Source organism: Caulobacter sp. UNC358MFTsu5.1 (genome assembly GCF_000712075.1).
Lineage (GTDB): Bacteria > Pseudomonadota > Alphaproteobacteria > Caulobacterales > Caulobacteraceae > Caulobacter.
The window spans coordinates 186,700-212,781 of the sequence record NZ_JONW01000012.1 but is presented as its reverse complement, the minus strand read 5'-3'; the positions used below and the strand labels follow the sequence as shown (position 1 = coordinate 212,781).

The window sequence follows — 26,082 nt, the reverse complement described above, 5'->3', positions numbered from 1 at the left end:
CTCGTCCACGAAGCAGGCTACTAAGGGTTCATGTCGGATAAGCGTCGGCCGCTGGGCCAGGATATTCTGTGGCGCGCTGAGGCGCTGGGTTTCGACCTCTTCATCGGCCTGGTGCGCCTGCTCGGCGTTGACGCCGCTTCGGCGTTCGGCGGCTGGCTGGGCCGGACGGTCGGGCCCTTGAGCGGCGCCCACAAGGTGGCGACGCGCAATCTGAAGCTGGCCTTTCCCGACAAGGACGACGCCTGGCGCGCGGCCATGCTCAAGGCGCAATGGGACGGCCTAGGCCGGACGTTCGCCGAGTTCCCGCTGATGGACAAGATCCTCCCGTCCACGGGCCGGGTCGAGGTGGTCAACCAGGAACGCCTGTTCCAGATCGCCGCCGAGAAGGTCCCGGTCGTCTTCGTTTCGGGACACCTGTCGAACTGGGAGGTGATGCCCGCGGCCATCGTGGATTCCGGGGTCGTCTGCGAGATGACCTATCGCGCCGCCAACAATCCGTATGTCGACGAACGCATCAAGGCCAGCCGCTTCCGCTACGGCGTGCGGCTGTTCGCGCCCAAGGGCGGCGACGGCGCGCGCGAGCTGCTCGAGGGCATGAAGCAGGGCAAGTCGGTCGCGCTGATGAACGACCAGAAGTTCAACACCGGGGTCGAGGGCCTGTTCTTCGGCCATCCGGTGCGCACCGCGCCCGGGCCTTCGCGCCTGGCGCTTCGTTTCGGCACGGTGCTGCAGCCGATGTCGGTGCAGCGCACCAAGGGCGCGCGCTTCCGGGCGGTGGTCCACGACCCGATCCACCTGCCCAACACCGGCGACCGCACCGCCGACATCGAGGCGGGGGTCAGGCTGGTCAACGCCTTCATGGAAGAGCGCATCCGCGAACGGCCCGAGGAATGGTTCTGGGTCCACCGCCGCTGGCCGAACGAGGTCTACGCCGAACTGGCGGCGCGGGGCGACTGAGCCCCCCTCCGTCGGCTTTGCCGACACCTCCCCAAGGGGGAGGATCAGAGCTCCAGCATCCGCTCGTTGCCCCGGCGGCGCGGGCCGTCATAGGTGGGGTCATCGCGGCGGCGGCGGCAGGGGCCGAAATAGTCCTCGATGCGGATGAACGGCCGGGGCTTGAAGATCACCGTGTTGATGCGGTCCAGCAGCGAGCGGGCCGTGACCGGCTTGACGACGATCTCGGTCACCCCGGCGTCGCGGGCCTCGAACACGCGGTGCCGCTCGGCGAAGCCGGTCAGCATGATGATCGGCAGGAACGGGTCGGAGCTGTCGGGCGACTGGCGGACCAGCTGGGTGAACTGTACGCCGTCCAGGGGCGACATGCGGAAGTCGACGATGGCGATGTCGATCTGGTGGTCGCGGACCACCTGCAGGGCCTCGGCGCCGTCCATGGCCTCGAAGACGTGCCGCACGCCGACGCCCTTGAGGATCGTCGAGACGATGGTCCGCATGTGATGGTTGTCGTCCACCAGCAGGAAGCGCAGCTGCTCAAGCGTCGCCGACATGCGAGTGAAGCCTCCATCGCGGAAAAAGGGGATGGCGGGGGGATACTGTACAGTTAACGGCCTGTCGATCCCCTGACAGGCGAATTTTGCAATCGGAAGTCTCGTTAAGCGTGTGGTTGCGGCTTGCCAGCCATCAGGCCCACCAGCAGGGACGGGTCCAGGTTCTGGTCGCGCCATTTCATCCGCCAGCAGAGGTGCGGGCCGGTGGCGCGGCCCTCCTGGCCCACGGCGCCGATCCGCTGGCCCTGGGCCACGGCCTGGCCGGCGGCCACGTCGATGCGCGACAGGTGCAGATAGGCGGTGATCAGGCCCTGGCCGTGGTCGATCAGGATCAGCCCGCCCTCGAAGTGCAGGCCCGTCTCGGCGAAGCTGACGACCCCGGCGGCTGGGGCCACGACCGGCGTTCCGACCGGGGCGGCCAGGTCGACGCCGTAGTGCGGACGCTTGGGCTCGCCGTTCAGGATGCGCTGGCCGCCGAAGCTGGACGAGCGCCGCGTGGCCTGGACCGGCCAGATGAAGCCGGTGCGGAAATAGTCGGCGTCGATCCGGCTGGCGAAGCCGACCGCCTTGCGCTGCCCCTCGGCGGCGATGCGGGCCAGCAGGGCCGGATCGCTGGGCGCGACCTGGTCCTGGGCCAGACCGTCGATGCGCTGGATGTCGAAGGTCCCCGGCGCGATCGTCGCCTGGTGGTTGGCCGAGCCGTCCGGGGTCTCGACCGTGATCAGGGCCGGGGGCGGGGCGTCGCGGTCGAAGCCGATCACGAACCAGCCGTCGGCCGAGGCCTGGGTGGCCGGCGCGCCGTTCAGCAGCACCGTGGCGCGGGGCGCGGTATGGCCCACGACCGCGCCGCCCTGCACGAAGCGGCCCGACAGGGTCAGGCCGGGCGCGGCGGCGCGCGCAATCGACGCCAGGGGCGACGCGAGGAGGAGGCCGGTCGCGCCGGCCGTCAGGCGGACGAGCGCGGCGCGGCGGTTCAGCCCCGGCTCTCCTGCCAGCGTTTCAGGGCCTCGGTCGGGCCCGCATAGGCTTCCTGCAGTTCGGGGCTCCAGTAGCGCAGGGCGTCCAGCGACACCCGGGCGCCCGTGACCGCGCACAGCACGAACTGGCCGGGGCTCAGGACGGCGAATTCGCCGTCGCCGTAGTGCAGGGTGGCCGGGCCGCCGGCCTTGCCGAGATTGGGATCGAACGCGTTCATGAGGCTCTTTTACGCCAGTTGGGGTCCGGGGAACAGGGAGGCGGTCCCGCGCGAGGTCAAAACAGGCTGCCCTGATCGGACGACGGCGGCGGGGTCTTCGGCTTGGGCGCCGGACGCGGCGGCGGCGCGGCGACGGGCGCGGGCGGGACGGGCGTCCCGCCTTCGCCGTCGATCACCGCATCGCGGTCGCCGGCCTTGAACTTCAGGTTCACGCGTTCGCCGCTGGTCAGTTCGGCGGCCGAGCGGGCGATCGTGCCGTCGGCCTTGCGGACCAGGGCGAAGCCCAGCTCCAGCGGGCGCTCGGGGTTCAGCGACACTCGCAGCTTGTCCAGGGCGACCAGGCGGTCGGTCTCGCGCTCCAGCCGCCGCTTGGCCACGGCGTTGAGCCGCTCCTGCAGGGCCGGAAGGCGGGCGTGCTGGGCCACGCGCTCGGGAACGCGGGCCGCCGCCAGGTCCAGGCGCCGGCCCAGGTCCTGGACCCGTCGCCCGCAGTCGGCGCGCTGGCGGTGCAGGGTGTCGGGCGAGAGGCGCGCGGTGACCTTCAGGAGGTCGCGGGCGTGGATGTCGGTGTTGCGCTGCAGGGCCGCGTCCAGGCGGGCGGCGACCTCCTTGAAGCGGCGCTCGGCCGGGGCGGTCAGGTCGTCCAGGCGCGGCAGGCCGCGCACGGCCAGGTCCAGGCGCTGCTGGGCCAGGGCCAGCAGGTCGGCGGGACGGGGCAGGCCGCGCGCGGCGCTGATCAGGCGGGTGCGGCGCTCCTCGATCACGCGGCCGCCGCAGGTGTTCAGGCGGCGGTCGTAGTCGCTGACCAGGGCCCGCAGCTCGGCCAGGACGGGCGTGGCCATCTCGGCGGCGGCGGTCGGGGTCGGCGCGCGGCGGTCGGAGACGAAGTCGATCAGGGTGGTGTCGGTCTCGTGGCCGACGGCCGAGATCAGCGGGATCGTCCCCTCGGCCACGGTGCGGGCCAGGCCCTCGTCGTTGAAGGCCCACAGGTCCTCGACCGAGCCGCCGCCCCGGGCGACGATCAGGATGTCGGGACGCGGCACCGGCCCGCCCGGCGCGATGGCGTTGAAGCCGCGGATGGCGGCGCTGACCTGGCCGGCGGCGGCGTCGCCCTGGACCACGCAGGGCCAGACCAGAACCCGGCAGGGCCAGCGGTCGCGGATGCGATGGAGAATGTCACGGATCACCGCCCCGGTCGGGCTGGTGATCACCCCGACCACGGCCGGCATCGAGGGCAGGGGACGCTTGCGGTCCGCCGCGAACAGGCCCTCGGCATGCAGCTTGGCCTTCAGCCGCTCCAGCTGGGCGAGCAGTGCGCCGACCCCGGCGGCCTCCATGGTCTCGATGACGATCTGGTAGCGCGAACCGGCGGGATAGGTGGTGATCTTGCCGGTGACGATGACCTCCAGCCCGTGCTCGGGCCGGATCTGCAGCTGGCGGACATTGCCCTTCCAGACCACGCCGTCGATGGCGGCCTTGTCGTCCTTGATGGTTAGGTAGACGTGGCCGTTGGAGTGGTGGGTGACCTTGGAAAGCTCGCCGCGCAGCCGCACGAAGCTGTAGCGGTCTTCCAGCGTGCGCTTCAGGGCGAAGGCCAGTTCCGAGACGGAATAGGCCTGGGCGTTGGAATCGGGCGCGGCGACGTCGGTCATGGGGGATTAGATAGGACGGTTTGGGGTTGGGTGTGAAATGGGTTGGCTTGGCGCGGTCAGCACTTGCCCCCTACGGACCGCTTCGCGGTCGTCTTCCCCCGGAGGGGGAAGAGCCTCGCGCAGGCGGCTCCGCCCCCTACGGGGGCGGACAGGCGGCGAAGCCGCCAGGTGGGGGCAAGGGGGTGTGATCCCACGCCAATGGCTGTGAGCTGATGGAAAGGGCTGCGGAGCGCCGGACATCGTCCGGAGTTTGAAAAAGAATACCGTTTCGACGAAGCCCGATCGCTCCGCGCGGTCGTTATCCGGAAGCGCGACGGCGCTGAGTTCTATTGGAACCTCGCCGCCTTGAAGCCTCCGGCGGGCGGGCTGGGTCAACGATCCCCGGTCCCGGACCGCGAGCGTCTCATCGCCCGCCTGCTGCTCAACCGGCCCCCATCCAACGCTGTATCCGTGTTCCGAGCCCAGCCGGCACCAGATGGATGGGGTTTGATCCTTTCGGACCGCCGAAGGAGCTTCCCGCTCGATCGCCCCCCGCCGCCGCATCGGTCGCTGGCCATGCGCCCTTTCCCGCGTCGAGGTGGGACGATTATGCGGCCGCCTGGAAACCCTGCGGGGAATAAAGATTTAGCGCAGGGATATCAGCGGCTTGTCCGCCGCAGTGACGGGGACATGCGCTCGCGCGTGTCCCCAACCGCTTGGCTCGGTGCGAAACCTGGGGACACGCCCGAGGGCATGTCCCCGTCAGAACTGGTCTCCGTCGCGGAACCGCCAGCCGACGTCCGGCGAGGCGACGAGGACGGCCTGCCGGCGCGTGACGCAGCGGTTGATCGCCGAGCCCATGTTGATGGTCAGGCCCGACAAGGGGCGGACCTCCACGCCGTCGGGATGGCTGAAGGCCAGGGCGCCGCCGCCGGCCTGGCCCGGCGCCAGGAACGGCGCGTCGATCAGCGCGTCGAAGGCGCGTTCGCCCGGGCGAGGCTTCTCGTCGGGCATCATCTCGGCCGGCCGGGCTTCGCCGATGGCGCAGACCCGGGACCAGGGGCCCGGCTCCAGCCGCATGAGATCGATGGGACCCCCGTGCGCCAGGGCCGCCGAGAAGGCCGCGTCGAAGGCGCGGTCGGCGTCCGACATCGCGATCTCGCCGCAGCTGGCCAGCACGACCGAGGCGACTGACAGAAGGGCCGCACGGGCGACACGGTTGGGCATGGGCGCGCTCCGTCCGGCCAAGCGGTCGCCGGGATCGGTCCAACGTGGGCGAGCGTGGTGCAGACCCGATGCAGGCGTTGTCGATCAATGGCCCAAAAAGCAAAAATCCCGGAGCGGCCCCTCAGCCGTCCGGGATCTTTTCCAGTTCCTCGCCGTGAGGCCGAAATCCCCGCCGCGCTTTCCTCATGAGGACTTGGGCGCGTGGATATCTACCGCCGACTCCGGCATCCCACGTCCGGAAGCCCGAGCTTCCAGGACCGTGGGCGGCCCCACGGAGGTGAGAAACTAGATGTAGCGGCGCAGGGAGCGGGCCAGTTCGGTGGCGCCGGCCTTCTTCTTGGTCTGCTGCGGCTGGTAGGCGATGCGGGCGTGTTCGCCGCAATAGGGGCCTTCCGACGACCGGCGGCCGCAGAAGGTGAAACCGTCGGCCGACGGATCGCCGATCGGCCACTTGCACATGTGGGCGCCCAGGGTCAGCACGGTGGCCGAGCCCGGCTCCTCGGCGCGGAACGCCGGGACCGACGGCTGCTGGGCCACGGCCGGCAGCGGCGCCGGCTCGGCGGCGATCACCCGGCGCGGGGCCGAGGGCATCGTGGTGGCGGCCGGACGCGCCGGACGCGGGGCCTTGAAGGCCGGTCGCGCCGGTTGCGAGGGGGCCGCGCGGCCCGACAGGCCCAGGCGGTGCACCTTGCCGATCACGGCGTTGCGCGTGACGCCGCCCAGCTGTTTGGCGATCTGACTGGCCGAAAGGCCGTCCAGCCAAAGCTTCTTCAGGGTGGTGACGCGTTCGTCAGTCCAGCTCATAGCCCATCTCCGCCTAAAAGGGGCCACGACGGGTTTCCCCGACTCGCCATGGCCTCTATATCTGGTGTACAGACCGCCCCGCCGGCGGCTGACCTACTAGATAGTGTAAAGAATGCGTTAAAACGCACAATAGGCTGTAAGGCGTTCGTCCACAGGAACTATATCTTGATTCTTCCGGAACGCGCCTTGCGCTCCGGCGAGCCCGGGCGCACATGCTGGCCCGTGGCGGCCCCCGCGGACGCCTTCGAGGCGTTCTGGATCCGAGACCCCCCATGAAAGACATGACGTCCGACGTCATCCCGCCGCAGCCGCGCGACTATCACGGCTGGAACTGGAGCGGGTTCTTCACCCTGTACCAGCGCGAGATCCGCCGGTTCTGGAAGGTCGGCACCCAGACGGTCGCCGCCCCGGTTGTGACGACGCTGCTCTACATGCTGGTGTTCGTGGTGGCGGTGGGCGGCAGCCGGCCGGCGGTGGAAGGCGTGACCTTCGGCCACTTCGTGGCGCCGGGCCTGATCATGATGGCGATCCTCAACAACGCCTTCGCCAATTCGTCCTCGTCGCTGATCCAGGCCAAGATGATGGGCCTGACGCCCGACTTCCTGACCCCGCCGCTGACCCCGCTGGAGCAGGTCTCGGCCTTCGGCCTGGGCGCGGCGACGCGCGGCATCGTGGTGGGGGCGGTCACCGCCCTGGTCATCGGCGTGCTGCCGGGCGCGGGCCTGCAGATCAGCCACCTGTGGGCGATTGTCTATTTCTCGGTCGGCGCCTCGATCATCCTGGGCCTGGCCGGCGTGCTGGCGGGCCTGTGGGCCGAGAAGTTCGACCAGCTGGCGGCCGTGACCAACTTCCTGATCATGCCCATGACCTTCCTGTCGGGCACCTTCTACCTGGTCGACAAGCTGCCCGAGCCGTTCCGCTCGGCCAGCCACTTCAACCCGTTCTTCTATCTGATCGACGGCTTCCGCTACGGCTTCATCGGCCATGCCGATGGTTCGGTGGCGGTCGGGGCGGTGGTGACGGCCGTCCTGTCGATCGGCCTGTTCCTGTGGTGCTGGGGCCTGTTCCGGACTGGATACCGGCTGAAGAGCTAGGTCGCAGCCAGAGCGTTTGACGAGACGGCCGCAAGGGGCGGCCGTTTTTGCTTTCCTTGATCCGCTCATCCCGGCGAAAGCCGGGACCCAGATCCTATGGCTTTGAGGTTGGCTGGACGGGCTCTGAGCTCAAGGAACCCACCATACCGCTATTCCATCTGGATCCCGGCATTCGCCGGGATGAGCGGTTCTTGGGTTTAGGGCGCGACTCCCTTCACCAGCACCTCCACCCCCTCGGTCGGTCCGCCGTTGATCACCGGGATGTGGGTGTCGTTGATGAACCGCAGCCGGCCGTCGACCTCGACCCGGGCCGAGACCGCGATGCGGGCCGTGGGCGCGATCTTGGCCGGGTCGTAGCCCAGCGAGAAGGCGACCGGCGGGGTCTGGGCCGGGATCACCGCCTCGGCGATGACCTTGGCGGGGGCGTCGGCCAGGCTGACGTCCTGCAGGCGCACGATCACCTTGGTCTGGGGCGGCAGCATGATCCGTTCGCGCCAGACCACCTGGCCGGTGACCGCCGCGCTGGACGGCCCGGACGGGGCGGTTCCGGAGGCGCCGGCGCATGCGGTCAGGATGGTCAGGGCGAGGAGGGCGGGCGCGAAGGGCTTCATGGACAATCTCCTGAACAGGGCTCCCCCGAGCGCCCAAAGGGGTAAGGCCTGGACGCGCGCGCTTCAACCGGTCGATCCGCCCCGATCCGCCATGTGACCGCGAACAGTGTGGCTTGGCGGTCCCTGACACCCAAAATTCACGGCCGCTTTGTTGACAGCGCCCGGTTACACGCCGACAACGCTTGGCCTTCCGGTCCCCGTGCTTTTGAGCACGGGGGCTTCTTTCCTTTTTGGGAGGCCGTCTTGAGCACGTCGACGTCGTCTAACCCCGCGCAACACCACATCATGGGCGTCTACAACCGCGCCCCGCTGGCGTTCGAGCGAGGCCGAGGCGCGCGACTGACCTCGACCACCGGCGAGGACTACCTGGACTGCGTGGCGGGCATCGCCACCTGCGGCCTGGGCCACGCCCACCCCGTTCTGGTCGACGCGCTGAAGACCCAGGGCGAAAAGCTCTGGCACGTCTCCAACATCTACACGATCCCCGAGCAGGAAGTGCTGGCCGACAAGCTGTGCGCGGCCACCTTCGCCGACGTGGTGTTCTTCACCAATTCGGGCACCGAGGCGATCGAGTGCGCCCTGAAGGCCGTCCGCCGCTACCACGTGGTCAACGGCCAGCCCGAGCGGGTCGACATCATCGGCTTCGACGGCTCGTTCCACGGCCGCTCGTACGCGGCGGTCAACGCCTCGGGCAACGCCGGCTATCTGGACGGCTTCGGCCCGCGCCTGCCGGGCTACATCCAGCTGCCGTTCGGCGACTGGGACGCCCTGAAGGCCGCCATCGGTTCGACCACGGCCGGGGTGATCATCGAGCCCGTCCAGGGCGAGGGCGGGGCCCGCGCCCTGACCGACGCCCAGCTGAACGAGCTGCGCCAGATCACCCGCGACGCCGGCGTCCTGCTGATCCTGGACGAGGTGCAGAGCGGCATGGGCCGGACCGGCAAGCTGTTCGCCCACGAGTGGGCCGACGACGCCGTCCCGGACATCATGTGCGTGGCCAAGGCCCTGGGCGGCGGCTTCCCGGTCGGCGCGTGCCTGGCCACCACCGAGGCGGCCAAGGGCATGCAGCCCGGCACGCACGGCTCGACCTACGGCGGCAACCCGCTGGCCATGGCCGTGGGCACGGCGGCGTTCGACACGATCAACACGCCGGAGATCCTGGACAACGTGAAGACCGTCGCCGGCTTCTTCACCCAGCAGCTGAACGGCCTGAAGGACCGCTTCCCGGACGTCATCGTCGATATCCGCGGCAAGGGCCTGCTGATCGGCGTCAAGGTCGTGCCGAACAATCGCGAGTTCATGGTCCTGGCCCGCGACGAGAAGCTGCTGATCGCCGGCGGCGGCGACAACTGCGTGCGCCTGCTGCCGCCGCTGAACCTGACGGTCGAGGAAGCGTCCGAGGCCATCGCCAAGCTCGAAAAGGCCTGCGAGGCCGCCCGGGCCAAGGCGGCCGCCTAAGGCCGCGACCTTATAAACCGCCCGTTCCGGCCAGGCCGGGGCGGGCGGGCAGGGGGATTTGCTCATGACCGAGCCCAGACACTTCATCGACCTGTGGAAGCTGGACGGCGCCACGCTGCGGCTGATGCTCGAGGACGCCAAGGCCCGCAAGGCCGCCCGCGCCGGCTGGCCCAAGGGCCGCGTCGACGCCGACGCCCCGGCCAAGGACCGCGTCCTGGCGATGATCTTCCAGAAGAACTCGACCCGCACCCGCTTCTCGTTCGACGCGGCGATCCGCCAGCTGGGCGGGTCGGGCATCATCTCGACCGCCGCCGACATGCAGCTGGGCCGCGGCGAGACCATCGAGGACACCGCCAAGGTGCTGTCGCGCATGGTCGACGCGGTGATGATCCGCGCCAACAACCACGCCGACGTCGAGCGCTTCGCCCAGGTCTCGACCGTGCCGGTGATCAACGGCCTGACCGACAAGAGCCACCCGTGCCAGATCATGGCCGACCTGCTGACGATCGAGGAGCATCGCGGCGACGTGGGCGGCAAGACCATCGCCTGGGTCGGCGACGGCAACAACGTGTGCTCCAGCTTCATCCACGCCGCGCCGCTGCTGGGCTTCAAGCTGAACATCGCCTGCCCGGCGGTCTATCACCCGGACTTGGTGGACCTGGCCCGCGCCCAGGAGCGCCAGGGGCAGATCACCCTGACCGACGACCCCAGGGAAGCCGTGCGCGGCGCCGACGTGGTCGTGGCCGACACCTGGGTGTCGATGGGCGACACCGATCATGACGAGCGCCTGGCGGCCCTGGAGCCCTATCAGGTCGACGACGCCCTGATGGACCTGTCCAAGCCGGACGGCGTCTTCCTGCACTGCCTGCCCGCCCACCGCGGCGAGGAGGTCACCGACAGTGTGCTGGACGGCCCGCGCTCGCTGGCCTGGGACGAGGCGGAGAACCGCATCCACGCCCAGAAGTCCGTCCTGGCCTGGTGCTTCGGCGCGATCGGCTAAACGCAAGATCGAGAGGGTCGTCGTGTCCAAGATCGAGTTCAGCAAGGCCGAACGCGACGACCTGATCGACAAGCTGGCGCGCTATCTGGACCGCGAGCTGGACTGCGAGGCCAGCGCCCTGCAACTGGGCTTCCTGCTGGACTTCATCAGCGAGAAGATGGGGCCGCGCTTCTACAATCAGGGCGTCCGCGACGCCCAGACCCTGTTCCAGAGCAAGCTGGAAGACGTGGTCTACGAGATCGAGAAGCCGTTCGTCGACTGACGGCGCGTGCAAGCCCCGTGCGCGCTGGGGCAAGCCGGCGCACGGAAACCGGGCCGGATCGTCCGCGACTGCGCGGCGGCGCGGCGCCCGGCTGAAACCGCCGGCCCGGACGTCCGGGCCGCGCTCCGGCTCCCGGGCGGATGCTATCCCTATCCCCAACGTCAGTGGGGGAGTCGGGTCGTGACCAAGACCAATCGCGCGTCGAAGGGCCGCCGCGCCGCGTCGCTGGCGGCCGGCCTCGCCCTGCTGGCGCTGGCGGGCGGGGCCCGCGCCCAGGACACCCAGTATTCGACCTTCCCCTGGTTCAAGCAGAACATGGTCGTGGGACCGCGCTGCTTTTCCTATCCCGAGCCGTGGGAGGGGCCGTTCAGCCCCTGCACCGAGGCCGACCACCGGGCCTGGCTGGCCGACGTCACCCGCTGGCGGACTGAGCGGCGCATCCGCGTCGGGCTGGACACCAGCCGCTACGACAAGCCCGAACTGGCCTGGACCCAGCGGGCCTTCATGCAGGCCCAGGCCATGATGGAGGACCGCTATCTCTACGACCCTGTGGCGGGCCGCTACACGGTCGACCGCTATCTGGACGACCTGATCGCGCGGTTCGGCGGCATCGACGCGGTGCTGCTGTGGCCGGACTATCCCAATCTGGGCGTCGACGCCCGCAATCAGATCGACATGATCCACGCCCTGCCGGGCGGGATCCCCGGCGTGAAGGGCATGATCGCCGACTTCCACCGCCGGGGCGTCAAGGTGCTGTTCCCCATGATGATGTGGGACCAGGGCACGCGCGATCCCGGCGCGCCGTGGCCCGAGGCCCTGACCAAGCTGATGATCGAGATCGGCGCCGACGGCATGAACGGCGACACCCAGGACGGCGTGCCCCTGGCCTTCTCCCTGGCCGCCGAGGGCCAGGGCAAGGCGCTGGCCTTCCAGCCCGAGGGCGTGGTCCACGACGAGCAGCTGGGCTGGAACGTGATGTCGTGGGGCCAGTACGACTTCGGCTTCGTCCCCAAGGTCGACCGCTACCGGTGGCTGGAGCCGCGCCACATGGTCAACATCTCCGACCGCTGGGCCCGCTCCAAGACCGACGACCTGCAGTACGCCTTCTTCAACGGTGAGGGCTGGGAGAGCTGGGAGAACGTCTGGGGCATCTGGAACGGGATCACCCCGCGCGACGGCGAGGCGACGCGGCGGGTGGCGACGATCGAGCGCGGCGTCGCGCCGTTCCTGACCAGCCCCGACTGGGAGCCGTTCTATCCGATGACCCGGTTCGGCGTGTTCGCCAGCCGGTGGCCCTCGAAGGAGAAGGGCGGCGGCGCTGAGGTCTGGACCATCGTCAACCGCAACGAATACGGCGTCGACGGCCGGCAGATGGCCGTGGCCGACGCGCCGGGCCAGCGCTGGTTCGATCTCTATCACGGCGTCGAGCTGGCGCCGGAGCGTGACGGCGGCAAGGCCTGGCTGTCGTTCGAGGTCGAGGCCAAGGCCTATGGCGCGGTGCTGGCGGTCGACGGCGAGCCCGACGCCGCCCAGCGCGACCTGATGGCCCGCATGAAGGCCATGACCGCCAAGCCCCTGGCGTCCTATTCGGCCGAGTGGAAGCCGCTGCCGCAGGCCATGGTCGCGGTCGCCCCGACCCGCCCCGCCGCGACCGCGCCGCCCGGCATGGTCGAGATCCCGGCCGGGACCTTCCGCTTCCAGGTACGGGGCCTCGAGGTCGAGGGCGGCAACGGGATCGGCGTCGACGTGGCCTATCCGTGGGAGGACTCGCCCCGCCGCTTCCACGACCGCCAGATGGCGATGAAACGCTTCTTCATCGACCGCACGCCGGTGACCAACGCCCAGTTCAAGGCCTTCCTGGACGCCACGCGCTACCGCCCCAAGGATGACTTCAACTTCCTCAAGGACTGGACCTTCCAGCAGGGAGAAGCAGGTGCAACCTATCCGGAGGGGTGGGCGAACAAGCCCGTGACCTGGGTCTCGCTGGAGGACGCCCGCGCCTACGCGGCCTGGGCCGGCAAGCGCCTGCCGCGCGAGTGGGAATGGCAGTACGCGGCCCAGGGGGGCGACGGCCGGGCCTATCCGTGGGGCGACGCCTGGAACCCCGCCGCCGTCCCGACCCCGAACAAGGGCCGGACCCTGGTGCCGCCGGACGCGGTCGACGCCCATCCGGCCGGGGCCAGCCCGTTCGGCGTGCTCGACCTGGTCGGCAACGTCTGGCAGTGGACCGACGAGCACCAGGACGACCACACCCGCGCGGCCGTCCTGCGCGGGGGTTCGTCATACCAGCCGCAGGGCTCGATCTGGTACTTCCCCCAGGCCTATCGCAACGACCAGCACGGCAAGCTGCTGCTGATGGCGCCGGGCAAGGATCGGGCGGGGACGATCGGTTTCCGCTGCGTGGTCGATGCCGGCTGAGGCCGGCTCGGACGGCCGCGCGGTCGCAGGGGGCTCGCATTTTTCGTCCAAGCGATTATCTAGCCTCCCCATGACCGACATCGCCGCCCAAACCCTGCCGGACGCCGCTCCGGACGACCTCGTTTCCGCCTTCCAGATCGAAGGCCTGCCCGTGCGCGGCCGCGTGGTGCGCCTGGGCGCGGCGGTCGACGAGGTGCTGACCCGCCACGACTATCCCGAGCCCGTCGCCAACCTGCTGGGCGAGGCCTGCGCCCTGGCGGCGCTGGTGGGCTCCAGCCTGAAGTTCGAGGGCCGGCTGATCGTCCAGGCCCAGGGCGACGGCCCGGTGCGCTATGTCGTGGTCGACTACGACACCTCCGGCGCCCTGCGCGGCTATTGCCGGTTCGACCCGGAAGAGGTCGCGGCCGTGTCAGAGGGCTTCGCCCGTCCCGGCGCCCGCACCCTGCTGGGCGGCGGCACCTTCGTGATGACCGTCGACCAGGGTCCGGACATGGACCGTTACCAGGGCATCACCCCGATCGAGGGCGAGACCCTGGCCCTGTGCGCCGAGCAGTACTTCGCCCAGTCCGAACAGACCCCGACCCGCGTGCGTCTGGCCGTCGGCCAGGCCGACACGGGCGAAGGTTCCAAGTGGCGCGCGGGCGGCATCCTGATCCAGGCCATCGCCGGCGACGAGAGCCGCGGCGAGACGCAGGAAGCCTGGCAGCACGTCCAGGCCCTGTTCGAGACCACCGGCGAGGACGAGCTGATCGACCCCACCGTGCCGACCACCACCCTGCTGTGGCGGCTGTTCAACGAGGACGGCGTGCGCCTGCTCGAGGAAAAGCCGCTGCGCGCCTTCTGCCGCTGCTCGGAAGACCGCATCGGCGCGGTGCTGGGTTCGTTCACGGCCGAGGAAGTGGCCGAGATGGTCGAGCCCGACGGCAAGATCCACGTGACCTGCGAGTACTGCTCGCGGAAGTACGCGCTGGAGCCGACGCCGGCCGCCTGAGGCGGGCGGCCGACTAGCGGCCCAGCAGGATGGCGCGGAAGTTCGGCCCCACCGGATAGAAACGGTTGGGCTGGGCGTCGTCCCGCACCAGGGCGTCGCCCAGGATCGTGAACGACTTGAACGCGGTCCCGCCGAAGCTGGCGCGCAGGCGGCCGGCGACGACGGCGGCCGGCTGGCCGGGCGGCTGGAACGATCGGTCCCAATGGACCTGACCGGCCAGGGCCATGGCGGACTTGGTCGGGAGGGGCCTACCTCCCAGACCGAAGGCGGCGCAGGCCGTGACCCTCGGGCCCGGAGCTCTGGCTCCGAGGTTCGCGGGCCAGGGCGCGGTCGGCGACGGGATCGGCGCGGGCTGCTGAGCCGGCGTCGCCACTTGCCACGTCGCGCCCTCCTGGAGATAGAAGGTTCCGTCGGGGCGGCAATAGATCACGCCCGTCGACCCGCAGACCGGGGCGTTGATCGCCTTCGCGAGCGTGAAGAGAAGCTGGGCGCCCGTTAAGCCGGCGCCGACCGCGGCGCCGTAGAGGCAGAGCGCTTCGAACCGCCCGCTCAAGGACTGGAAGAGCGGGACCCAGACGGCCTGGTTGTCGATATTGATATGCTGGGCGCTCGTGCCGATCGAGCCGCCGGCCCCGACGCCGAACAATCCCGGCGCGCCATGCCCGATCAGCGAAGCCCTGGTCGGCGACGGCTGCATCGACGCACAAGCCCGCAGGTTGTTGACGGCGACTTGGACGCTGGCGTGGGCGCCGGCGGTCGGGTTCCCCGCACGGGCGTTGTCCAGATAGCTGTCGGGCTTGGTGGCGTCGATCGACACGCATCCAGGCAGGGGCGCGCCCATGAGAGGCTGGAGGAACATGGTGATCTCCGGATGGGTTTGACGCGGCGCGCTAGACGTAGGCGACCGAGAAGCCGCCGTCGGGATGCTGGGTGACGGCCGCGGTGGTCTGCGTCCGACCGGCGAAATCGATCGTGGCGAGGTTCACGTCTTTGGGCGGCTCGATCACCTGGCCAGGCATGTCGGCGCCTTCCGCGACGATCAGGCTGGGCGCGGGCGATCCTTCGCCGTCGGGCTTGTACACCAGGCTGTCCCAGGCGCCGGACGTGACGTTCTCGAAGGTGGCCCAGACATTGGTGTAGACCGGTGTCTGGCCGCCGGGTTCGACGGCGGGCGGCATGAAGATGATGTAGCTCTTGTCGACGCCGCTCTGGTTGTTCACCCGGATCGTATAGGTGGGCGTCGCCGGTCCCACGCCCGGACGGCCCTGACCGTCGCGCGCGCCTGCCGACGAGGCGACCGAGCCTTGCGCGGCCGCCTCGATCGCCATCTCGGTGACCTGGCCGTCGACATCGAGGGTCGCCTTGACCGGGATCGCCTGGCCGGGAAGCAGGCGGTGGACGATGCTGGCCGTCGTGCCCCGCTGACCGCCGACTTCGTGGACCTCGGGCTCGGCGGCGGTCACGGAGCCGCCCTGGGCGTCGACCAGCGTGACCTTCACCGCGTTCGGATCCAATCGCGGCGACCCATGGACGCGGGCGATCAGCAGATGAACCTCGGGACTGTCGTTGGTGAGGTTGCGGCCCAGGCGCGCGCCGATCAGGCGATCGCTGGGTTGGAGCCCCCGGGGCGCGTCCACCATCGCCACCGTGGGCGCCGTGAGCATGCCCGCCACCGTCCAGTTCCGGGTCGCCAGGACGACGTTGGCGGCCGTGTCGACGAGCTGACCCTGGAACTGCAGATCGACGGTGTAGGTGAAGCCGGGCTGGATGTTGCGGAACCCGGGCTGGTCGAACATCGCGTACTGGGAGCCGGTCGACTGGTCCGGGTCCTTGTAGGCGTTCCAGGTCGAGGGCGGACAGGCGCGATAGCCGTAGGCCGTGCAGACGCCGGGCGGGCATCCGTCCTGCTGCCAGACGGCGGGCGACATCACCGTCGGCTCGCAGAGGATGTGTAGAACGACCGAGCCGTTGACGGAAAACTGGCCCCGGACCATCTGGCGATATTCGCCGTTCGCGCAGCTGCTGCCGGCGCTGTTGGTGAAGATGGCGACGACGCTGTAGGCCGCCATGAAATTATCGCCCTGGTCGGTCGGCTCCACGTTGCCGTCGGGCGTGGTGAACACCGAATAGCCGAGCGTCGAGGCGGCGGCGAGCGACAGCGCGCCGTCCAGGCCGTGGAGGATCTTGGTCGGGGCGGTCGGGCTGGCCGCGAAGTCGATCTGGGTCTGGGGCTTGGAGCCGTCGGGATCGACCGTCAGCCGGAACTGGCCGGGCGCGGCCTTGGGCGGCGTGGGGAACAGCAGGGCGCACAGCTTGGCCAGCAGGCCGGGCTTCCCGGGCGCCGGTTCCGCATAGGCCATCTTGGCCGAGCTTCCCGGCGCGATCGTCTGGCTGATCGACCAACCCGCCTGGGCCGGGGCGCCGGGCGGCGGGGCCTGGAACAGGGCGTAGGTTCCCGGCGTGTCGCTGTTGTTGACGACAGTGACGCTGTATTGGGCCACGGCTTTCCCCCCGGTTTGCGCGAGGGTCTCGCAATAGGCGCAGCTTTGCAACCGAAAGGCGACTTTCCGCTGTCGCTAGTTGTAGCGACAGCGGCGGGCCGAATGAAGGGGCGGGCGCGGACGCCGACCCGACGTCCGGCCCGCCGCCTGTCCTAGAAGAAGATCGAGCCCACGCCGCCGGACGAGCCGACCAGGCTGTAGATGTAGTAGTCGACGTCGCCGTGCGAGACCACGCCGTCGAACTCCAGCGTCGAGACCGCGGCGCCGCTGGTGTTGTTGATCGTCACCGAACCGTTGTCCGTGCCGGGAGCGCTGTTGGCAGGCGCGATGAAGTCGAAGACCGATCCCGGGCCGGCCAGGATCAGGTTGTCGTGGTTCGGATCGGCCAGGGCGGTGGTGGTGACCAGAATGTCCTTGGCGCCGAACCGGACGATGTGGTCCGAGCCCCAGTCGAGGGCCAGGTCGGTGTCGAAGAAGAACACGTTGGACTTATGGTCGCCGACGTCGCCGGCCAGGTTGTCGTTCGACAGCTTGCCCTCGATGGCCTTCTTGGGCCGCGTGTCGGCGTCGCCGTAGGCGTACAGACCGTCGGCCGTGACGCCCAGATAGCGCACGCCTTCATGCCCGAGGCCCAGGAAGACCGCGTCGAGGCCGCCCAGGTCCAGCAGGCCGGCATGGGTCGGGACGATGCCGTCGTTGTTGCTGTCGGAGAGCTTGGACTTGGTCAGGATCACGTCGTCGCCGCCGAAGTCGGTGATCAGGTCGACGCCGGTGGAGTGGGCGCCGAACACGAAGGTGTCCGAGCCGCCGCCGCCGACCAGGATGTCGGTGAAGCCCTTGCCCTCGATCACGTCGTTGCCCAGGCCGCCGACCAGGATGTCGAAGCCGGGCGTGCCCACCAGGTGCAGGTTGGCCGGGCCGGAAGAGGCGACCGGGGCGGTCGCCGCGCTGGTGACCGCCTCGGCCGTGCCGTGGCCGTCGACATAGCTGGCCGTCACCCGCACCACGCCGCCGACATCCGCCGCGCCCAGGGTGTAGGTCGACTGGTCGGTCCCGACATTGACGAAGCCCGAACCCGTGTCGCGCTGCCACTGGTAGTGCAGCGTGCCCAGTCCGTCGGCGTCGGCCAGGGTGGAGGTGTTGGCCGTCAGGACCTGGTTCTGGGTCGCCGTGCCGTTGATCGACGCCCCGCCCGTCGGCGCGTCGTTGACGTTGGCGATGGGGGCCGTCGCCGCGCTGGTGACGCTGTCGTTGAAGCCCTGACCGTCGGTGTAGCTGGCGACCACCCGCACGGTCGCCCCGACGTCGGCGTCGCCCAGGGTGTAGGTCGCCTGGTCGGTTCCGACATTGACGAAGCCCGAGCCGCTGTCGCGCTGCCACTGGTAGTGCAGGGCGCCCAGGCCGTCGACGTCGGCGAGGGTGGAGGTGTTGGCCGTCAGGACCTGGTCCTCGGTCGTCGTGCCGGTGATCGACACGCCGCCGGTCGGCGCGTCGTCGATGGCGGCGACGGCGCCCGTCGCCGCGCTGGTCGCGGACTCGATGGCGCCCAGGCCGTCGGTGTAGCTGGCGATCACGCGGACCACCGCCCCGACGTCGGCGTCGCCCAGGGTGTAGGTCGCCTGGTCGGTCCCGACATTGACGAAGCCCGAGCCGCTGTCGCGCTGCCACTGGTAGTGCAGCGTCCCCAGACCGTCGGCGTCGGCCAGGGTCGAGACGGCCGTCAGCACCTGGTCTTCGGTCGACGAGCCGGTGATGCTCACGCCGCCGGTGTGGGGGTCCTGGGTCCCGTTGATGGTGATCGTGTAGCCGTCGGTGTCGGACTGCGCTCCGCCCGAACCGGTGGCGCCGCCGTCGCTGGTGACCACGGTCAGGGTGTCGGTTCCGCTGACATCCGGATCGCCGTGGAACACCAGGCCGTTGGCGGCCGCCAGGGTGGCGTTGATCGCGTTGATCGTGCCGGTGACGGTCACCGTGCCGGCGCCGTTGGCGGCGATGTCGCCCGCCGTCAATCCGCCGGCGACGTCGGTCCGCAGGGTCAGGACGCCATGGGTCACGCTCAGGACGACCGTCATCGTCGCCGAGGCCGGATCGGCGTCGACGTCGCTGATCTGCAGGCCGGTGACGGCGATGTCGGTGTCTTCGTTACCCGAGGCGGTGACGGACGCGCTGTTGACCGGCGCGTCGTTGACCGCGGCGATGTTGAGCGTGGTCGTGCCGCTGTTGACCGACCCGGCCACGACGCCGGGCGTGCCGTCGTTGATCGTCCAGGTGAGGGTGCGGGTGGTGTTGGCGCCGTAGTTCGTCGGGTTGTCGCCCGTGGCCCAGTAGACCAGCCCGGCCAGGGCGGCCTGGTAGTGGGCGAAGGTGTCGTAGCCGCTCAGGGTCAGGGTCTCGGTCGCGGCGTTCCAGCTGACGGTGATGCTGGTGCCGGCGATGGTGCCGGAAATCTGCTTGCCGGCCCCGTAGCCGAGGTGGTCGTCGGCCGTGCTGCTCTCGTTCGAGGAGAACGTGCCGCCGGTGATCTGCACCGTGGCGCCGACCAGATAGGCGCCGTCGGCGTCGACGATCGTCGGCGAGCCGGTGAGCAGGGTGGTCGCCGAGGCCGATTGCTCGGTCGCGGCCGTGGCCGCGCCGTTGACGGTCAGGGCCGCCAGGTCCGTGAAGACCATGCCCTCGACGGTCGCTCCGACGGTCGAGAGGCCGGGGCTGATCGTGCGGATCAGGTTGGCGCTCGTGCCGGCGGCGTCCAGCTGGAAGACGTAGATGACGTCGTCGGTGTCAGTCCCGCTGTTCTCGACCTCCTCGCTCTCGAGATAGATCTGCCGCGTCGACTGATCGAACGTCATATCGCCGCCGTAGTAGTGGCTGCCGACCGGCAGACCGGTCAGGGTCACCTTGACGGCCGTGCCGTTGACGGCGTTGCCGCTGATGTACCAGAGGGCGTTGTCGTTGGCGTCGTAGCTGGCGCTGGGCGACGGATTTTGCGAATGGGTCGTGAAATAGACCAGGTCGGTGGTCTCATCGACCTCGACGTCGACGAAGACGCCGTCGGCGTAGCTGGTGTTGCTGAACTGGCTGTCGTTGACCAGGGTGGTCACCGTGTTCGGATTGGCCAGGTCCAGGCGGAAGAGGCCGGTGGCCAGGCCGCCGATCGTTTCGGTGTAGTACATCCGGCCGCCGGGCACGATCGAGTGGTCGATCGCGAAGTCCCGTGCGTCCAGGATGGAGAAGCCGCTCTCGTTGGGCCGGCTGTCGGTGGCGGCCGTGGTCAGGAAGCCGTTGTCCGTGACGGCGCCCGTCAGGGGATCGTAGCTGTAGACCCGGATGCCGGTGATGGCGCCGCTCGGCGGGAACGAACCGTCCTGATAGCCGGCGTAGATCTTGTGGTTGATCGTGTCGACCTCGATCGTCTCGACGATGATGTTGTCGGGGAAGTCGACCACCGTGGTCGGGGTTCCGGAGCCGTCGATCGCGCCGCGCACCAGCAGGGCGTGGTCGTCGATGGTGTTGCTGAGGACGGCGAAATAGAAGCCCGCCGCGGTGTCCACGCCGAGGCCGGACGTGAACGAGCTGACGAACTGATCGTCGCCCGTGCCCACGCCGCCGTTGCTGACGACGGTCGTGGTGGTGGTGCTGTCATCGTTGACCCGGGCGATGCGGGTGTCGGCGTCGCCGCCTTCGGTGATGTACCAGAGTTGGCCGGAGAACGGCATCGTTCACTCCCTATGCTCAATTCGTTGGATTGAGATCACGCAGGTTCGCTGCGTGGGGGAGCCACAACGGACGCGGGCATTCCGACAATCATCGGTTTTGAAGCCCCCGCGCGCACCCCCGATCCCTGCAACCTTAATAACGTGTCAAGGCGAGCGCAATCCGGAGAGCGGCGTTATGTGGTGGCGACGGCGAATATTCCCGTCCGCGCGGTCCGCGACGCGGCGATCGGGCGTCTTCGAGCCCAGGCGTGCCAGGGGCGCGCGTCCCCGTCGCCGTCTGGCCGCGCTGAAGATCACATGAGGGTGAGGCGTCGGGGCGCCCGACGCATCCGGGCCGCTGGTCGAAGACCTAGTTCACCCGGCGCGCGGCCCCTGGCAGGTGCAGCGAGAACTCCGGGATCTCGGCTTCGAACACCTCGCCGGCCTCGGTCATCATCTGGAAGTGGCCGGTCATGGTCCCCGACGAGGTCGGCAGCGGGCAGTTGGAGACGTAGCGGAACGCCTCGCGCGGCCGCAGCTCCGGCTGTTCGCCGACCACGCCCGAACCCTCGACCTCGGTGGCCCGGTTCATGCCGTCGGTGATCGTCCAGTAGCGCGAGACCAGTTGGACGGTCTCCACGCCGTGGTTCTCGATCTCGACCGTATAGCCCCAAATCCACAGCCCTTCCTCGGGCGCGGAGTCCTCGGGCTGGTAGACGGGCGAGACGCGCACGACGATGTCGCGCGTGCGCGCTTCATAGATGCCCGTGTCGGCGCCGCGCCGGCGGCGGATCCGCTTCAGAGGAGGGGAGGATTCACGCCTGGTCGAGCGCACGGATCACGTCTCGGGTCAGGTCCGACAGGCTTTCGAGGCCAACCGACAGGCGCACGCCGCCCTCGACCACGCCCAGCGAGGGGCGCATCTCTTCCGGCACCGAGCGGTGGGTGGTGGTCGGCGGATGGGTGGCCATCGACTTGGCGTCGCCCAGATTGTTGGAGATGTCGACGATCTCCAGGGCGTTGAGGAACTTGAACGCCGCCTCGCGCGAGCCCAGGTCCAGGGCCAGCACCGTGCCGCCGCCGGTCATCTGCGACTTGGCGATGTTGTGGCCGGGGTGGTCGGCGCGGAAGGGATAGAGCACCTGCTTGACCGCCTTGTGCTCGGCCACCACGTCGGCCAGGGCCGCGGCGGTGTCGTTCTGGCGGCGCACGCGCAGGTCCAGGGTCTCCAGGCCCTTGACCAGGACCCAGGCGTTGAACGGCGACAGCGACGGGCCGGTGTGGCGCAGCGGGTCGCGGTAGAACTCCTCGTTGATCGCCTCGCTGGTCAGGATGGCCCCGCCCAGCACCCGGCCCTGGCCGTCGATGTGCTTGGTGGCCGAATAGACCACGATGTCGGCGCCCAGCTTCAGCGGCTGCTGGAAGATCGGGGTGGCGAAGACGTTGTCGACGATGACCTTGGCGCCGACCGCGTGCGCCAGCTCCGACACCGCGCGGATGTCGGTGATCTCCAGCACCGGGTTGGACGGGGTCTCGATCAGCACCGCCTTGGTGTTGGGGCGGATGGCCGCCTCCCAGGCCTTGGGATCGGTGGCGTCGACGAAGGTGGTCTCGACCCCGAAGCGCGGCAGCCATTCGGCGATCAGCCAGCGGCACGAGCCGAACAGGGCGCGGCCGGCCACCACGTGGTCGCCGGCGCGGACCAGGCCCATCAGCGCCATGTGGATCGAGGCCATGCCGGTGGCCTGGGCGCGGCAGACTTCCGCGCCCTCGAGGAGTGCCAGGCGGTCCTCGAACATCTTCACGGTCGGGTTGTTGAAGCGCGAATAGACGAAGCCCGGGTCCTCGCCGGCGAAGCGGCGGTCGGCGCCCTCGGCGCTGTCGTAGGTGAAGCCCTGGGTCAGGTAGAGGGCCTCGGCCGTCTCCATGTACTGCGAGCGCGCCAGACCGCCACGGATCAGCTTGGTGGCGATATCCCAGTCCCTCGGGTCCTCGGCCATGGCGGTTCCTTCCTTCGACGCTCTACGCGGAAACGGCCGGCATAAGGGGTTTCACGGGCCTCAGGGTCAAGGCGGACAAGTCTGATTTCAACATTAGAATTGTCACACGCGAACAAGCGGTGGGCGGATGGACCGCGAGCCTTGCCTTCAAGGCCCGGTTTAGCGAGTGTCGCCCCGATGACCGACGCCCACGCCGCGGGGATTCTGCCCTGCCAATCCATCGAGGACCTGATCGCGCAAGAGGCGATCACTTCCCAAACCCCGTTCGACGCCGACCAGGTGCAGCCGGCCAGCCTGGACCTGCGCCTGGGCGCGCGGTGCTGGCGGGTGCGCGCCTCGTTCCTGCCAGGCGTGGCCCGCCGCGTGCCCGAGCGTCTGAAGGACGTGGCGATGCACGAGCTGGACCTGACGAAGGGCGCGGTGCTGGAGAAGGGCTGCGTCTACATCGCCGAGATCCAGGAAAGCCTGGCCCTGCCGGGCAACGTGGCCGCGCGCGGCAATCCCAAGAGCTCGACGGGACGGGTCGACGTGTTCGTGCGCCTGCTCAGCGACCACTCCAAGGCCTTCGACGACATCGAGGCCGGCTATGAGGGGCCGCTCTATATCGAGATCGCGCCCCAGACCTTCTCGGTGCTGGTGCGGGCCGGCACCCGGCTGAACCAGCTGCGGCTCAAGCGCGGCGATCCGGCCAAGCTGGCCATCAAGAGCGTGGGCGTGGACCTGACGCCGGGCGAGGGCGGCATCGTCGGCTTCCGCGGCCGCCGCCACGCCGGGGTCGTCGATCTGGACCACGAGGACGGCCACGACCCGCGCGACTTCTGGGAGCCGCTGGAGACCCGCCACGGCGAGCTGCTGCTGGATCCGGGCGAGTTCTACATCCTGGCGTCCAAGGACGACGTCGAGATCCCGGTGCTGGAGGCGGCCGAGATGACCCCGATCGATCCGTCGGTCGGCGAATTCCGGGTGCACTACGCCGGCTTCTTCGACCCGGGCTTCGGCACCGAGGAGGCCGGCGCAGTCGGCTCCAAGGGCGTGCTGGAGGTGCGCAGCCACGAGACGCCGTTCCTGCTGGAGGACGGCCAGATCGTCGCCCGCCTGGTCTACGAGCCCCTGACCGCACGGCCCCGGCGCCTGTACGGCGAGGGCGGGTCGCACTACCAGCGCCAGGGCCTGAAACTGTCCAAGCACTTCAAGGCGTGGCGTTAGGTCGCAACGCGCGGCGCTTCCCCGGTTAACCGGGCTCTTCGTACCCTGGCCGTCTGTTGAGTTCGGACGTCGGGGGACGTTGTGTCGAGTCGGGTCGCGTATCGGAAGCTGTTGGCCGCCGCCTTGGCGCTCTGCGCCATGACGTGCGCCTCGGCCGTGCGCGCCGCCCCGGCCATGTGGGAAGTGCGCGACCGCGACACCACGATCTACCTGTTCGGCGCCATGCACGTGCTGCAGCCGAACGTGAAGTGGCGCACCCGCGCCTTCGACCGCGCCTACGCCCGGGCCGACAAGGTCTGGTTCGAGACCCGGGCCGACGCCGATCCGGCCGAGGTCCAGGCCCTGGTCGACCGCTACGGCGTCGATCCCGAGCGCCCGCTGAGCGAGAAGCTGCCGCCGCGCACCGTGGCCACGCTGAAGGCGGCGCTGGAACGGGACGGCGGCTCGCTGGATCGCGTGGACCGCCTGCGCCCCTGGGCGGCGGCGATGATGCTGTCGGTCCTGCCCATGACCCAGCAGGGCGGCTCGGTCCAGGCGGGCGCCGACGCCACGGTCACGCGCCAGGCGCGGGCGGCCGACAAGCCGATCGCCACCTTCGAGACCCTGGAGCAGCAGATCCAGCTGTTCGCCGCCCTGCCGGAAGCGGTCGAGGTGCAGTACCTGGACGACGTCGCCACCGAGACCCTGACCCCGCCGCGCAACGGCGTGGCCCTGCAGTCGGCCTGGCTGCACGGCGACATGGCCAAGCTGGGACCGCTGGTGGTCGACGTGATGAAGCGCGACCGGCCGGCGCTGTACGACGCCCTGCTCAAGCGCCGCAACGAGGCCTGGGCGGAGGCCCTGGCGGCCGAGATGGACAAGCCCGGCGTCGAGCTGGTGGCGGTCGGGGCCCTGCACATGGCCGGCGTGGACGGCCTGCCGGCCCTGATGGCGGCGCGCGGGTTCCAGGTCCGGCGGGTGCAGTAGTTCTTCGTCCTTCTTCCCTTGCGGGAGAAGGTGGCGCGAAGTGCCGGATCAGGGGTCTCTCAAACCTTTGCATTCGTCCTCTTGCGGCGTCGTCGGACGCCGTGCGACCCCTCATCCGTCAGCTTCGCTGACACCTTCTCCCGCAGGGGGAGAAGGAAAGGGGGCTGTGCATGACCATCGATCCTGACTGGCTGACCGCCTTCCTGCGCGACGAGAACCTGCCCGCCGACTTCGCCGTCGAGATCGAGCGGCTGCACGCGCCCCTGGCCGACCGGATCGCGGCGGTGGCCATGGGGCCGGCCTTCGTGGTCGGGATCTGCGGGCCGCAGGGCTCGGGCAAGTCGACCACCGTCCGTGTCGTGGCGGCGCTGCTGGAGGCCCGGGGGCTGAAGACGGCGACCCTGTCGCTGGACGACCTCTACCTGCCGCTGGCCGACCGCGAGGCCCTGGCCCGCGACGTCCATCCGCTGCTGCGCACGCGCGGCGTCCCGGGGACCCATGACGTCGCCCTGGGGCTGGCGGTGCTGGACGGTCTGGCCGGGGAGGGCGGCACGGCCCTGCCGCGCTTCGACAAGGCCGCCGACGACCGCGCGCCCGTGGAGACCTGGCCGGTGGTCGAAGGCCCCGTCGACGTGGTGCTGCTGGAAGGCTGGTGCGTCGGCGCCCGCCCGGAACCCTCCGAAGCCCTGGCCGCGCCGGTCAACGCCCTGGAGCGCGAGCGCGATCCCGACGCGACCTGGCGCGCCCACGTCAACGCCGCCCTGGCGGGGCCGTATCGCGCCCTGTTCGGCCGCCTCGACCTGCTGGTGCTGTTCGCCGCCCCGGACTTCGCCACGGTGCTGGCCTGGCGCCGGGAGCAGGAGGCCAAGCTGCGCGCGCGTCTGGCGGAGACCGGGCAGGCGGGGCGCGCCATGAGCGACGACGAGGTCGCCGTCTTCGTCCAGCACTACGAGCGCCTGACCCGTCATATCGCCCGCGAGATGCCGCCCCGCGCCGACATCGTGATCGCCCTCGACGCCGACCGCCGTTCGTCGATCGTGTGACCTGCCATTCGGTCGCGCGGCACGGCGTCGCACTAGATGTGGTGTGGCCGCATTTCAGCTTCCACCAGTGCTAGCTTCCCTTTGTCGGCGAAACGACTCACCGAGTCGCCGGCCCAGTGGAGCTTCCGGACCATGAACGCACTCTTCGGCGGGACCTTTTCGACCCACGCCAAGCGCGTCGCCGTCTGGAACCGGGCGGCCCCGATCCCGGGTTGCGACAAGGCGATCTGGCGCTGCGACGACCAGGGCCGGATCATCCGCTGGTCCGACTACGAGGACCGCTTTTCGCGCTACGGCTGGACGATCCTGGGCCAGCGACGGGCCCTCGGGCGGCAAGTCCACCGACCCGTCCATGTCAGCCAGGCCGCCGACGCGGCGCCGCTGCGCAAGGCCGCCTGACCTCGACGCCCTGTCGGCTTTCCTTGATCTTTTGACAAGCTCGCTTGACATTCTTGTGGCGATGAAAGACAAGCATCCT

23 protein-coding genes are annotated in these 26,082 nt (G+C 69.8%); 11 read left to right on the top strand and 12 right to left on the bottom strand.

Annotation, left to right across the window (positions count from 1 at the left end):
- Nucleotides 1-30 precede the first annotated feature (30 nt).
- Complete coding sequence (locus BR39_RS0123615; RefSeq protein WP_029916816.1) at nt 31-957, top strand: lysophospholipid acyltransferase family protein; 927 nt, start codon at nt 31-33, stop codon at nt 955-957.
- Nucleotides 958-1,001: 44 nt separating this feature from the next.
- On the opposite strand, the gene BR39_RS0123610 is transcribed toward BR39_RS0123615, so the two are convergent.
- The 6 genes from BR39_RS0123610 to BR39_RS0123585 form a co-directional block, all read right to left on the bottom strand.
- On the bottom strand, nt 1,002-1,505 hold the full coding sequence (locus BR39_RS0123610) for a response regulator (RefSeq protein ID WP_029916814.1): 504 nt from the start codon (nt 1,503-1,505) through the stop codon (nt 1,002-1,004).
- Between the two features lie 104 nt (nt 1,506-1,609).
- Entirely contained in the window at nt 1,610-2,344 is a 735-nt protein-coding gene (locus tag BR39_RS0123605; RefSeq protein ID WP_369795678.1) for a M23 family metallopeptidase, read from the bottom strand.
- Nucleotides 2,345-2,478: 134 nt separating this feature from the next.
- On the bottom strand, nt 2,479-2,700 hold the full coding sequence (locus tag BR39_RS0123600; RefSeq protein ID WP_029916810.1) for a DUF2093 domain-containing protein: 222 nt from the start codon (nt 2,698-2,700) through the stop codon (nt 2,479-2,481).
- 56 nt (nt 2,701-2,756) lie between these two features.
- A complete protein-coding gene (gene xseA, locus BR39_RS0123595) occupies nt 2,757-4,352 on the bottom strand; it encodes an exodeoxyribonuclease VII large subunit (protein ID WP_029916809.1) in 1,596 nt (531 codons plus the stop codon).
- A gap of 741 nt (nt 4,353-5,093) precedes the next feature.
- Nucleotides 5,094-5,558, bottom strand: coding sequence for a hypothetical protein (locus BR39_RS0123590; protein WP_029916807.1), 465 nt, complete (start codon nt 5,556-5,558; stop codon nt 5,094-5,096).
- A 285-nt stretch (nt 5,559-5,843) separates the two neighbouring features.
- A complete protein-coding gene (locus BR39_RS0123585; protein WP_029916805.1) occupies nt 5,844-6,362 on the bottom strand; it encodes a GcrA family cell cycle regulator in 519 nt (172 codons plus the stop codon).
- Between the two features lie 272 nt (nt 6,363-6,634).
- Between BR39_RS0123585 and BR39_RS0123580 the strand changes: the two genes are divergently transcribed.
- Nucleotides 6,635-7,456 (top strand): ABC transporter permease, encoded by an 822-nt coding sequence (locus tag BR39_RS0123580; RefSeq protein WP_029916804.1) that lies wholly within the window; start codon nt 6,635-6,637, stop codon nt 7,454-7,456.
- A gap of 197 nt (nt 7,457-7,653) precedes the next feature.
- Here the strand turns inward: BR39_RS0123580 and BR39_RS0123575 are convergent, their stop codons facing one another.
- Nucleotides 7,654-8,067: a YbaY family lipoprotein gene (locus BR39_RS0123575; RefSeq protein ID WP_029916802.1), complete on the bottom strand. Its 414-nt coding sequence runs from the start codon at nt 8,065-8,067 to the stop codon at nt 7,654-7,656.
- 243 nt (nt 8,068-8,310) lie between these two features.
- On the opposite strand from BR39_RS0123575, the gene BR39_RS0123570 reads away from it, so the two are divergent.
- The 5 genes from BR39_RS0123570 (at nt 8,311) to BR39_RS0123550 (ending at nt 14,196) form a co-directional block, all read left to right on the top strand.
- Nucleotides 8,311-9,525 (top strand): aspartate aminotransferase family protein, encoded by a 1,215-nt coding sequence (locus BR39_RS0123570; protein ID WP_029916800.1) that lies wholly within the window; start codon nt 8,311-8,313, stop codon nt 9,523-9,525.
- A gap of 64 nt (nt 9,526-9,589) precedes the next feature.
- Nucleotides 9,590-10,525: an ornithine carbamoyltransferase gene (argF, locus tag BR39_RS0123565; protein WP_029916798.1), complete on the top strand. Its 936-nt coding sequence runs from the start codon at nt 9,590-9,592 to the stop codon at nt 10,523-10,525.
- A 22-nt stretch (nt 10,526-10,547) separates the two neighbouring features.
- Entirely contained in the window at nt 10,548-10,787 is a 240-nt protein-coding gene (locus tag BR39_RS0123560; protein ID WP_029916796.1) for a DUF2164 domain-containing protein, read from the top strand.
- Nucleotides 10,788-10,967: 180 nt separating this feature from the next.
- Nucleotides 10,968-13,205: an SUMF1/EgtB/PvdO family nonheme iron enzyme gene (locus tag BR39_RS27185; protein ID WP_231499544.1), complete on the top strand. Its 2,238-nt coding sequence runs from the start codon at nt 10,968-10,970 to the stop codon at nt 13,203-13,205.
- Nucleotides 13,206-13,275: 70 nt separating this feature from the next.
- Nucleotides 13,276-14,196 carry an Hsp33 family molecular chaperone gene (locus tag BR39_RS0123550; RefSeq protein ID WP_029916791.1) on the top strand — a complete coding sequence of 307 codons (921 nt, stop codon included), beginning with the start codon at nt 13,276-13,278 and terminating at the stop codon, nt 14,194-14,196.
- Nucleotides 14,197-14,209: 13 nt separating this feature from the next.
- Here BR39_RS0123550 and BR39_RS0123545 read toward each other — a convergent pair whose 3' ends face one another.
- The 5 genes from BR39_RS0123545 to metZ all read right to left on the bottom strand — a co-directional run bounded on the left by BR39_RS0123545 (nt 14,210) and on the right by metZ (nt 22,389).
- Nucleotides 14,210-15,055 carry a hypothetical protein gene (locus BR39_RS0123545; protein ID WP_156035877.1) on the bottom strand — a complete coding sequence of 282 codons (846 nt, stop codon included), beginning with the start codon at nt 15,053-15,055 and terminating at the stop codon, nt 14,210-14,212.
- A 31-nt stretch (nt 15,056-15,086) separates the two neighbouring features.
- Nucleotides 15,087-16,697 (bottom strand): hypothetical protein, encoded by a 1,611-nt coding sequence (locus BR39_RS27180; RefSeq protein ID WP_029916787.1) that lies wholly within the window; start codon nt 16,695-16,697, stop codon nt 15,087-15,089.
- Between the two features lie 152 nt (nt 16,698-16,849).
- Nucleotides 16,850-20,410 carry a hypothetical protein gene (locus BR39_RS0123535; RefSeq protein WP_051696063.1) on the bottom strand — a complete coding sequence of 1,187 codons (3,561 nt, stop codon included), beginning with the start codon at nt 20,408-20,410 and terminating at the stop codon, nt 16,850-16,852.
- Between the two features lie 349 nt (nt 20,411-20,759).
- Nucleotides 20,760-21,224, bottom strand: coding sequence for a Co2+/Mg2+ efflux protein ApaG (gene apaG / locus BR39_RS0123530; RefSeq protein ID WP_029916784.1), 465 nt, complete (start codon nt 21,222-21,224; stop codon nt 20,760-20,762).
- A complete protein-coding gene (metZ, locus tag BR39_RS0123525; RefSeq protein ID WP_029916782.1) occupies nt 21,205-22,389 on the bottom strand; it encodes an O-succinylhomoserine sulfhydrylase in 1,185 nt (394 codons plus the stop codon). The genes apaG and metZ overlap by 20 nt, the downstream gene beginning before the upstream one ends.
- Nucleotides 22,390-22,566: 177 nt before the next feature.
- On the opposite strand from metZ, the gene BR39_RS0123520 reads away from it, so the two are divergent.
- The 4 genes from BR39_RS0123520 (at nt 22,567) to BR39_RS0123505 (ending at nt 26,003) form a co-directional block, all read left to right on the top strand.
- Nucleotides 22,567-23,595, top strand: a complete 1,029-nt coding sequence (locus tag BR39_RS0123520) for a 2'-deoxycytidine 5'-triphosphate deaminase (RefSeq protein ID WP_029916780.1) — start codon at nt 22,567-22,569, stop codon at nt 23,593-23,595.
- A gap of 138 nt (nt 23,596-23,733) precedes the next feature.
- A complete protein-coding gene (locus BR39_RS0123515; RefSeq protein ID WP_051696061.1) occupies nt 23,734-24,561 on the top strand; it encodes a TraB/GumN family protein in 828 nt (275 codons plus the stop codon).
- A 170-nt stretch (nt 24,562-24,731) separates the two neighbouring features.
- Nucleotides 24,732-25,604 (top strand): kinase, encoded by an 873-nt coding sequence (locus tag BR39_RS0123510; RefSeq protein WP_029916777.1) that lies wholly within the window; start codon nt 24,732-24,734, stop codon nt 25,602-25,604.
- A 132-nt stretch (nt 25,605-25,736) separates the two neighbouring features.
- Nucleotides 25,737-26,003, top strand: a complete 267-nt coding sequence (locus BR39_RS0123505) for a hypothetical protein (RefSeq protein WP_029916776.1) — start codon at nt 25,737-25,739, stop codon at nt 26,001-26,003.
- Nucleotides 26,004-26,082 lie beyond the last annotated feature (79 nt).

Bases quoted from the DNA above. Each gene is read 5' to 3' on its own strand.
- BR39_RS0123515 (WP_051696061.1), top strand. From the start codon at position 23,734: ATGACGTGCGCCTCGGCCGTGCGCGCCGCCCCGGCCATGTGGGAAGTG.
- BR39_RS0123550 (WP_029916791.1), top strand. From the start codon at position 13,276: ATGACCGACATCGCCGCCCAAACCCTGCCGGACGCCGCTCCGGACGAC.
- BR39_RS0123585 (WP_029916805.1), bottom strand. From the start codon at position 6,362: ATGAGCTGGACTGACGAACGCGTCACCACCCTGAAGAAGCTTTGGCTG.
- BR39_RS0123610 (WP_029916814.1), bottom strand. From the start codon at position 1,505: ATGTCGGCGACGCTTGAGCAGCTGCGCTTCCTGCTGGTGGACGACAAC.
- BR39_RS0123590 (WP_029916807.1), bottom strand. From the start codon at position 5,558: ATGCCCAACCGTGTCGCCCGTGCGGCCCTTCTGTCAGTCGCCTCGGTC.
- xseA (WP_029916809.1), bottom strand. From the start codon at position 4,352: ATGACCGACGTCGCCGCGCCCGATTCCAACGCCCAGGCCTATTCCGTC.
- BR39_RS0123575 (WP_029916802.1), bottom strand. From the start codon at position 8,067: ATGAAGCCCTTCGCGCCCGCCCTCCTCGCCCTGACCATCCTGACCGCA.
- BR39_RS0123545 (WP_156035877.1), bottom strand. From the start codon at position 15,055: ATGTTCCTCCAGCCTCTCATGGGCGCGCCCCTGCCTGGATGCGTGTCG.
- BR39_RS0123520 (WP_029916780.1), top strand. From the start codon at position 22,567: ATGACCGACGCCCACGCCGCGGGGATTCTGCCCTGCCAATCCATCGAG.
- argF (WP_029916798.1), top strand. From the start codon at position 9,590: ATGACCGAGCCCAGACACTTCATCGACCTGTGGAAGCTGGACGGCGCC.
- BR39_RS0123510 (WP_029916777.1), top strand. From the start codon at position 24,732: ATGACCATCGATCCTGACTGGCTGACCGCCTTCCTGCGCGACGAGAAC.
- BR39_RS0123615 (WP_029916816.1), top strand. From the start codon at position 31: ATGTCGGATAAGCGTCGGCCGCTGGGCCAGGATATTCTGTGGCGCGCT.
- metZ (WP_029916782.1), bottom strand. From the start codon at position 22,389: ATGGCCGAGGACCCGAGGGACTGGGATATCGCCACCAAGCTGATCCGT.
- BR39_RS0123580 (WP_029916804.1), top strand. From the start codon at position 6,635: ATGAAAGACATGACGTCCGACGTCATCCCGCCGCAGCCGCGCGACTAT.
- BR39_RS0123505 (WP_029916776.1), top strand. From the start codon at position 25,737: ATGAACGCACTCTTCGGCGGGACCTTTTCGACCCACGCCAAGCGCGTC.
- BR39_RS0123535 (WP_051696063.1), bottom strand. From the start codon at position 20,410: ATGCCGTTCTCCGGCCAACTCTGGTACATCACCGAAGGCGGCGACGCC.
- BR39_RS0123600 (WP_029916810.1), bottom strand. From the start codon at position 2,700: ATGAACGCGTTCGATCCCAATCTCGGCAAGGCCGGCGGCCCGGCCACC.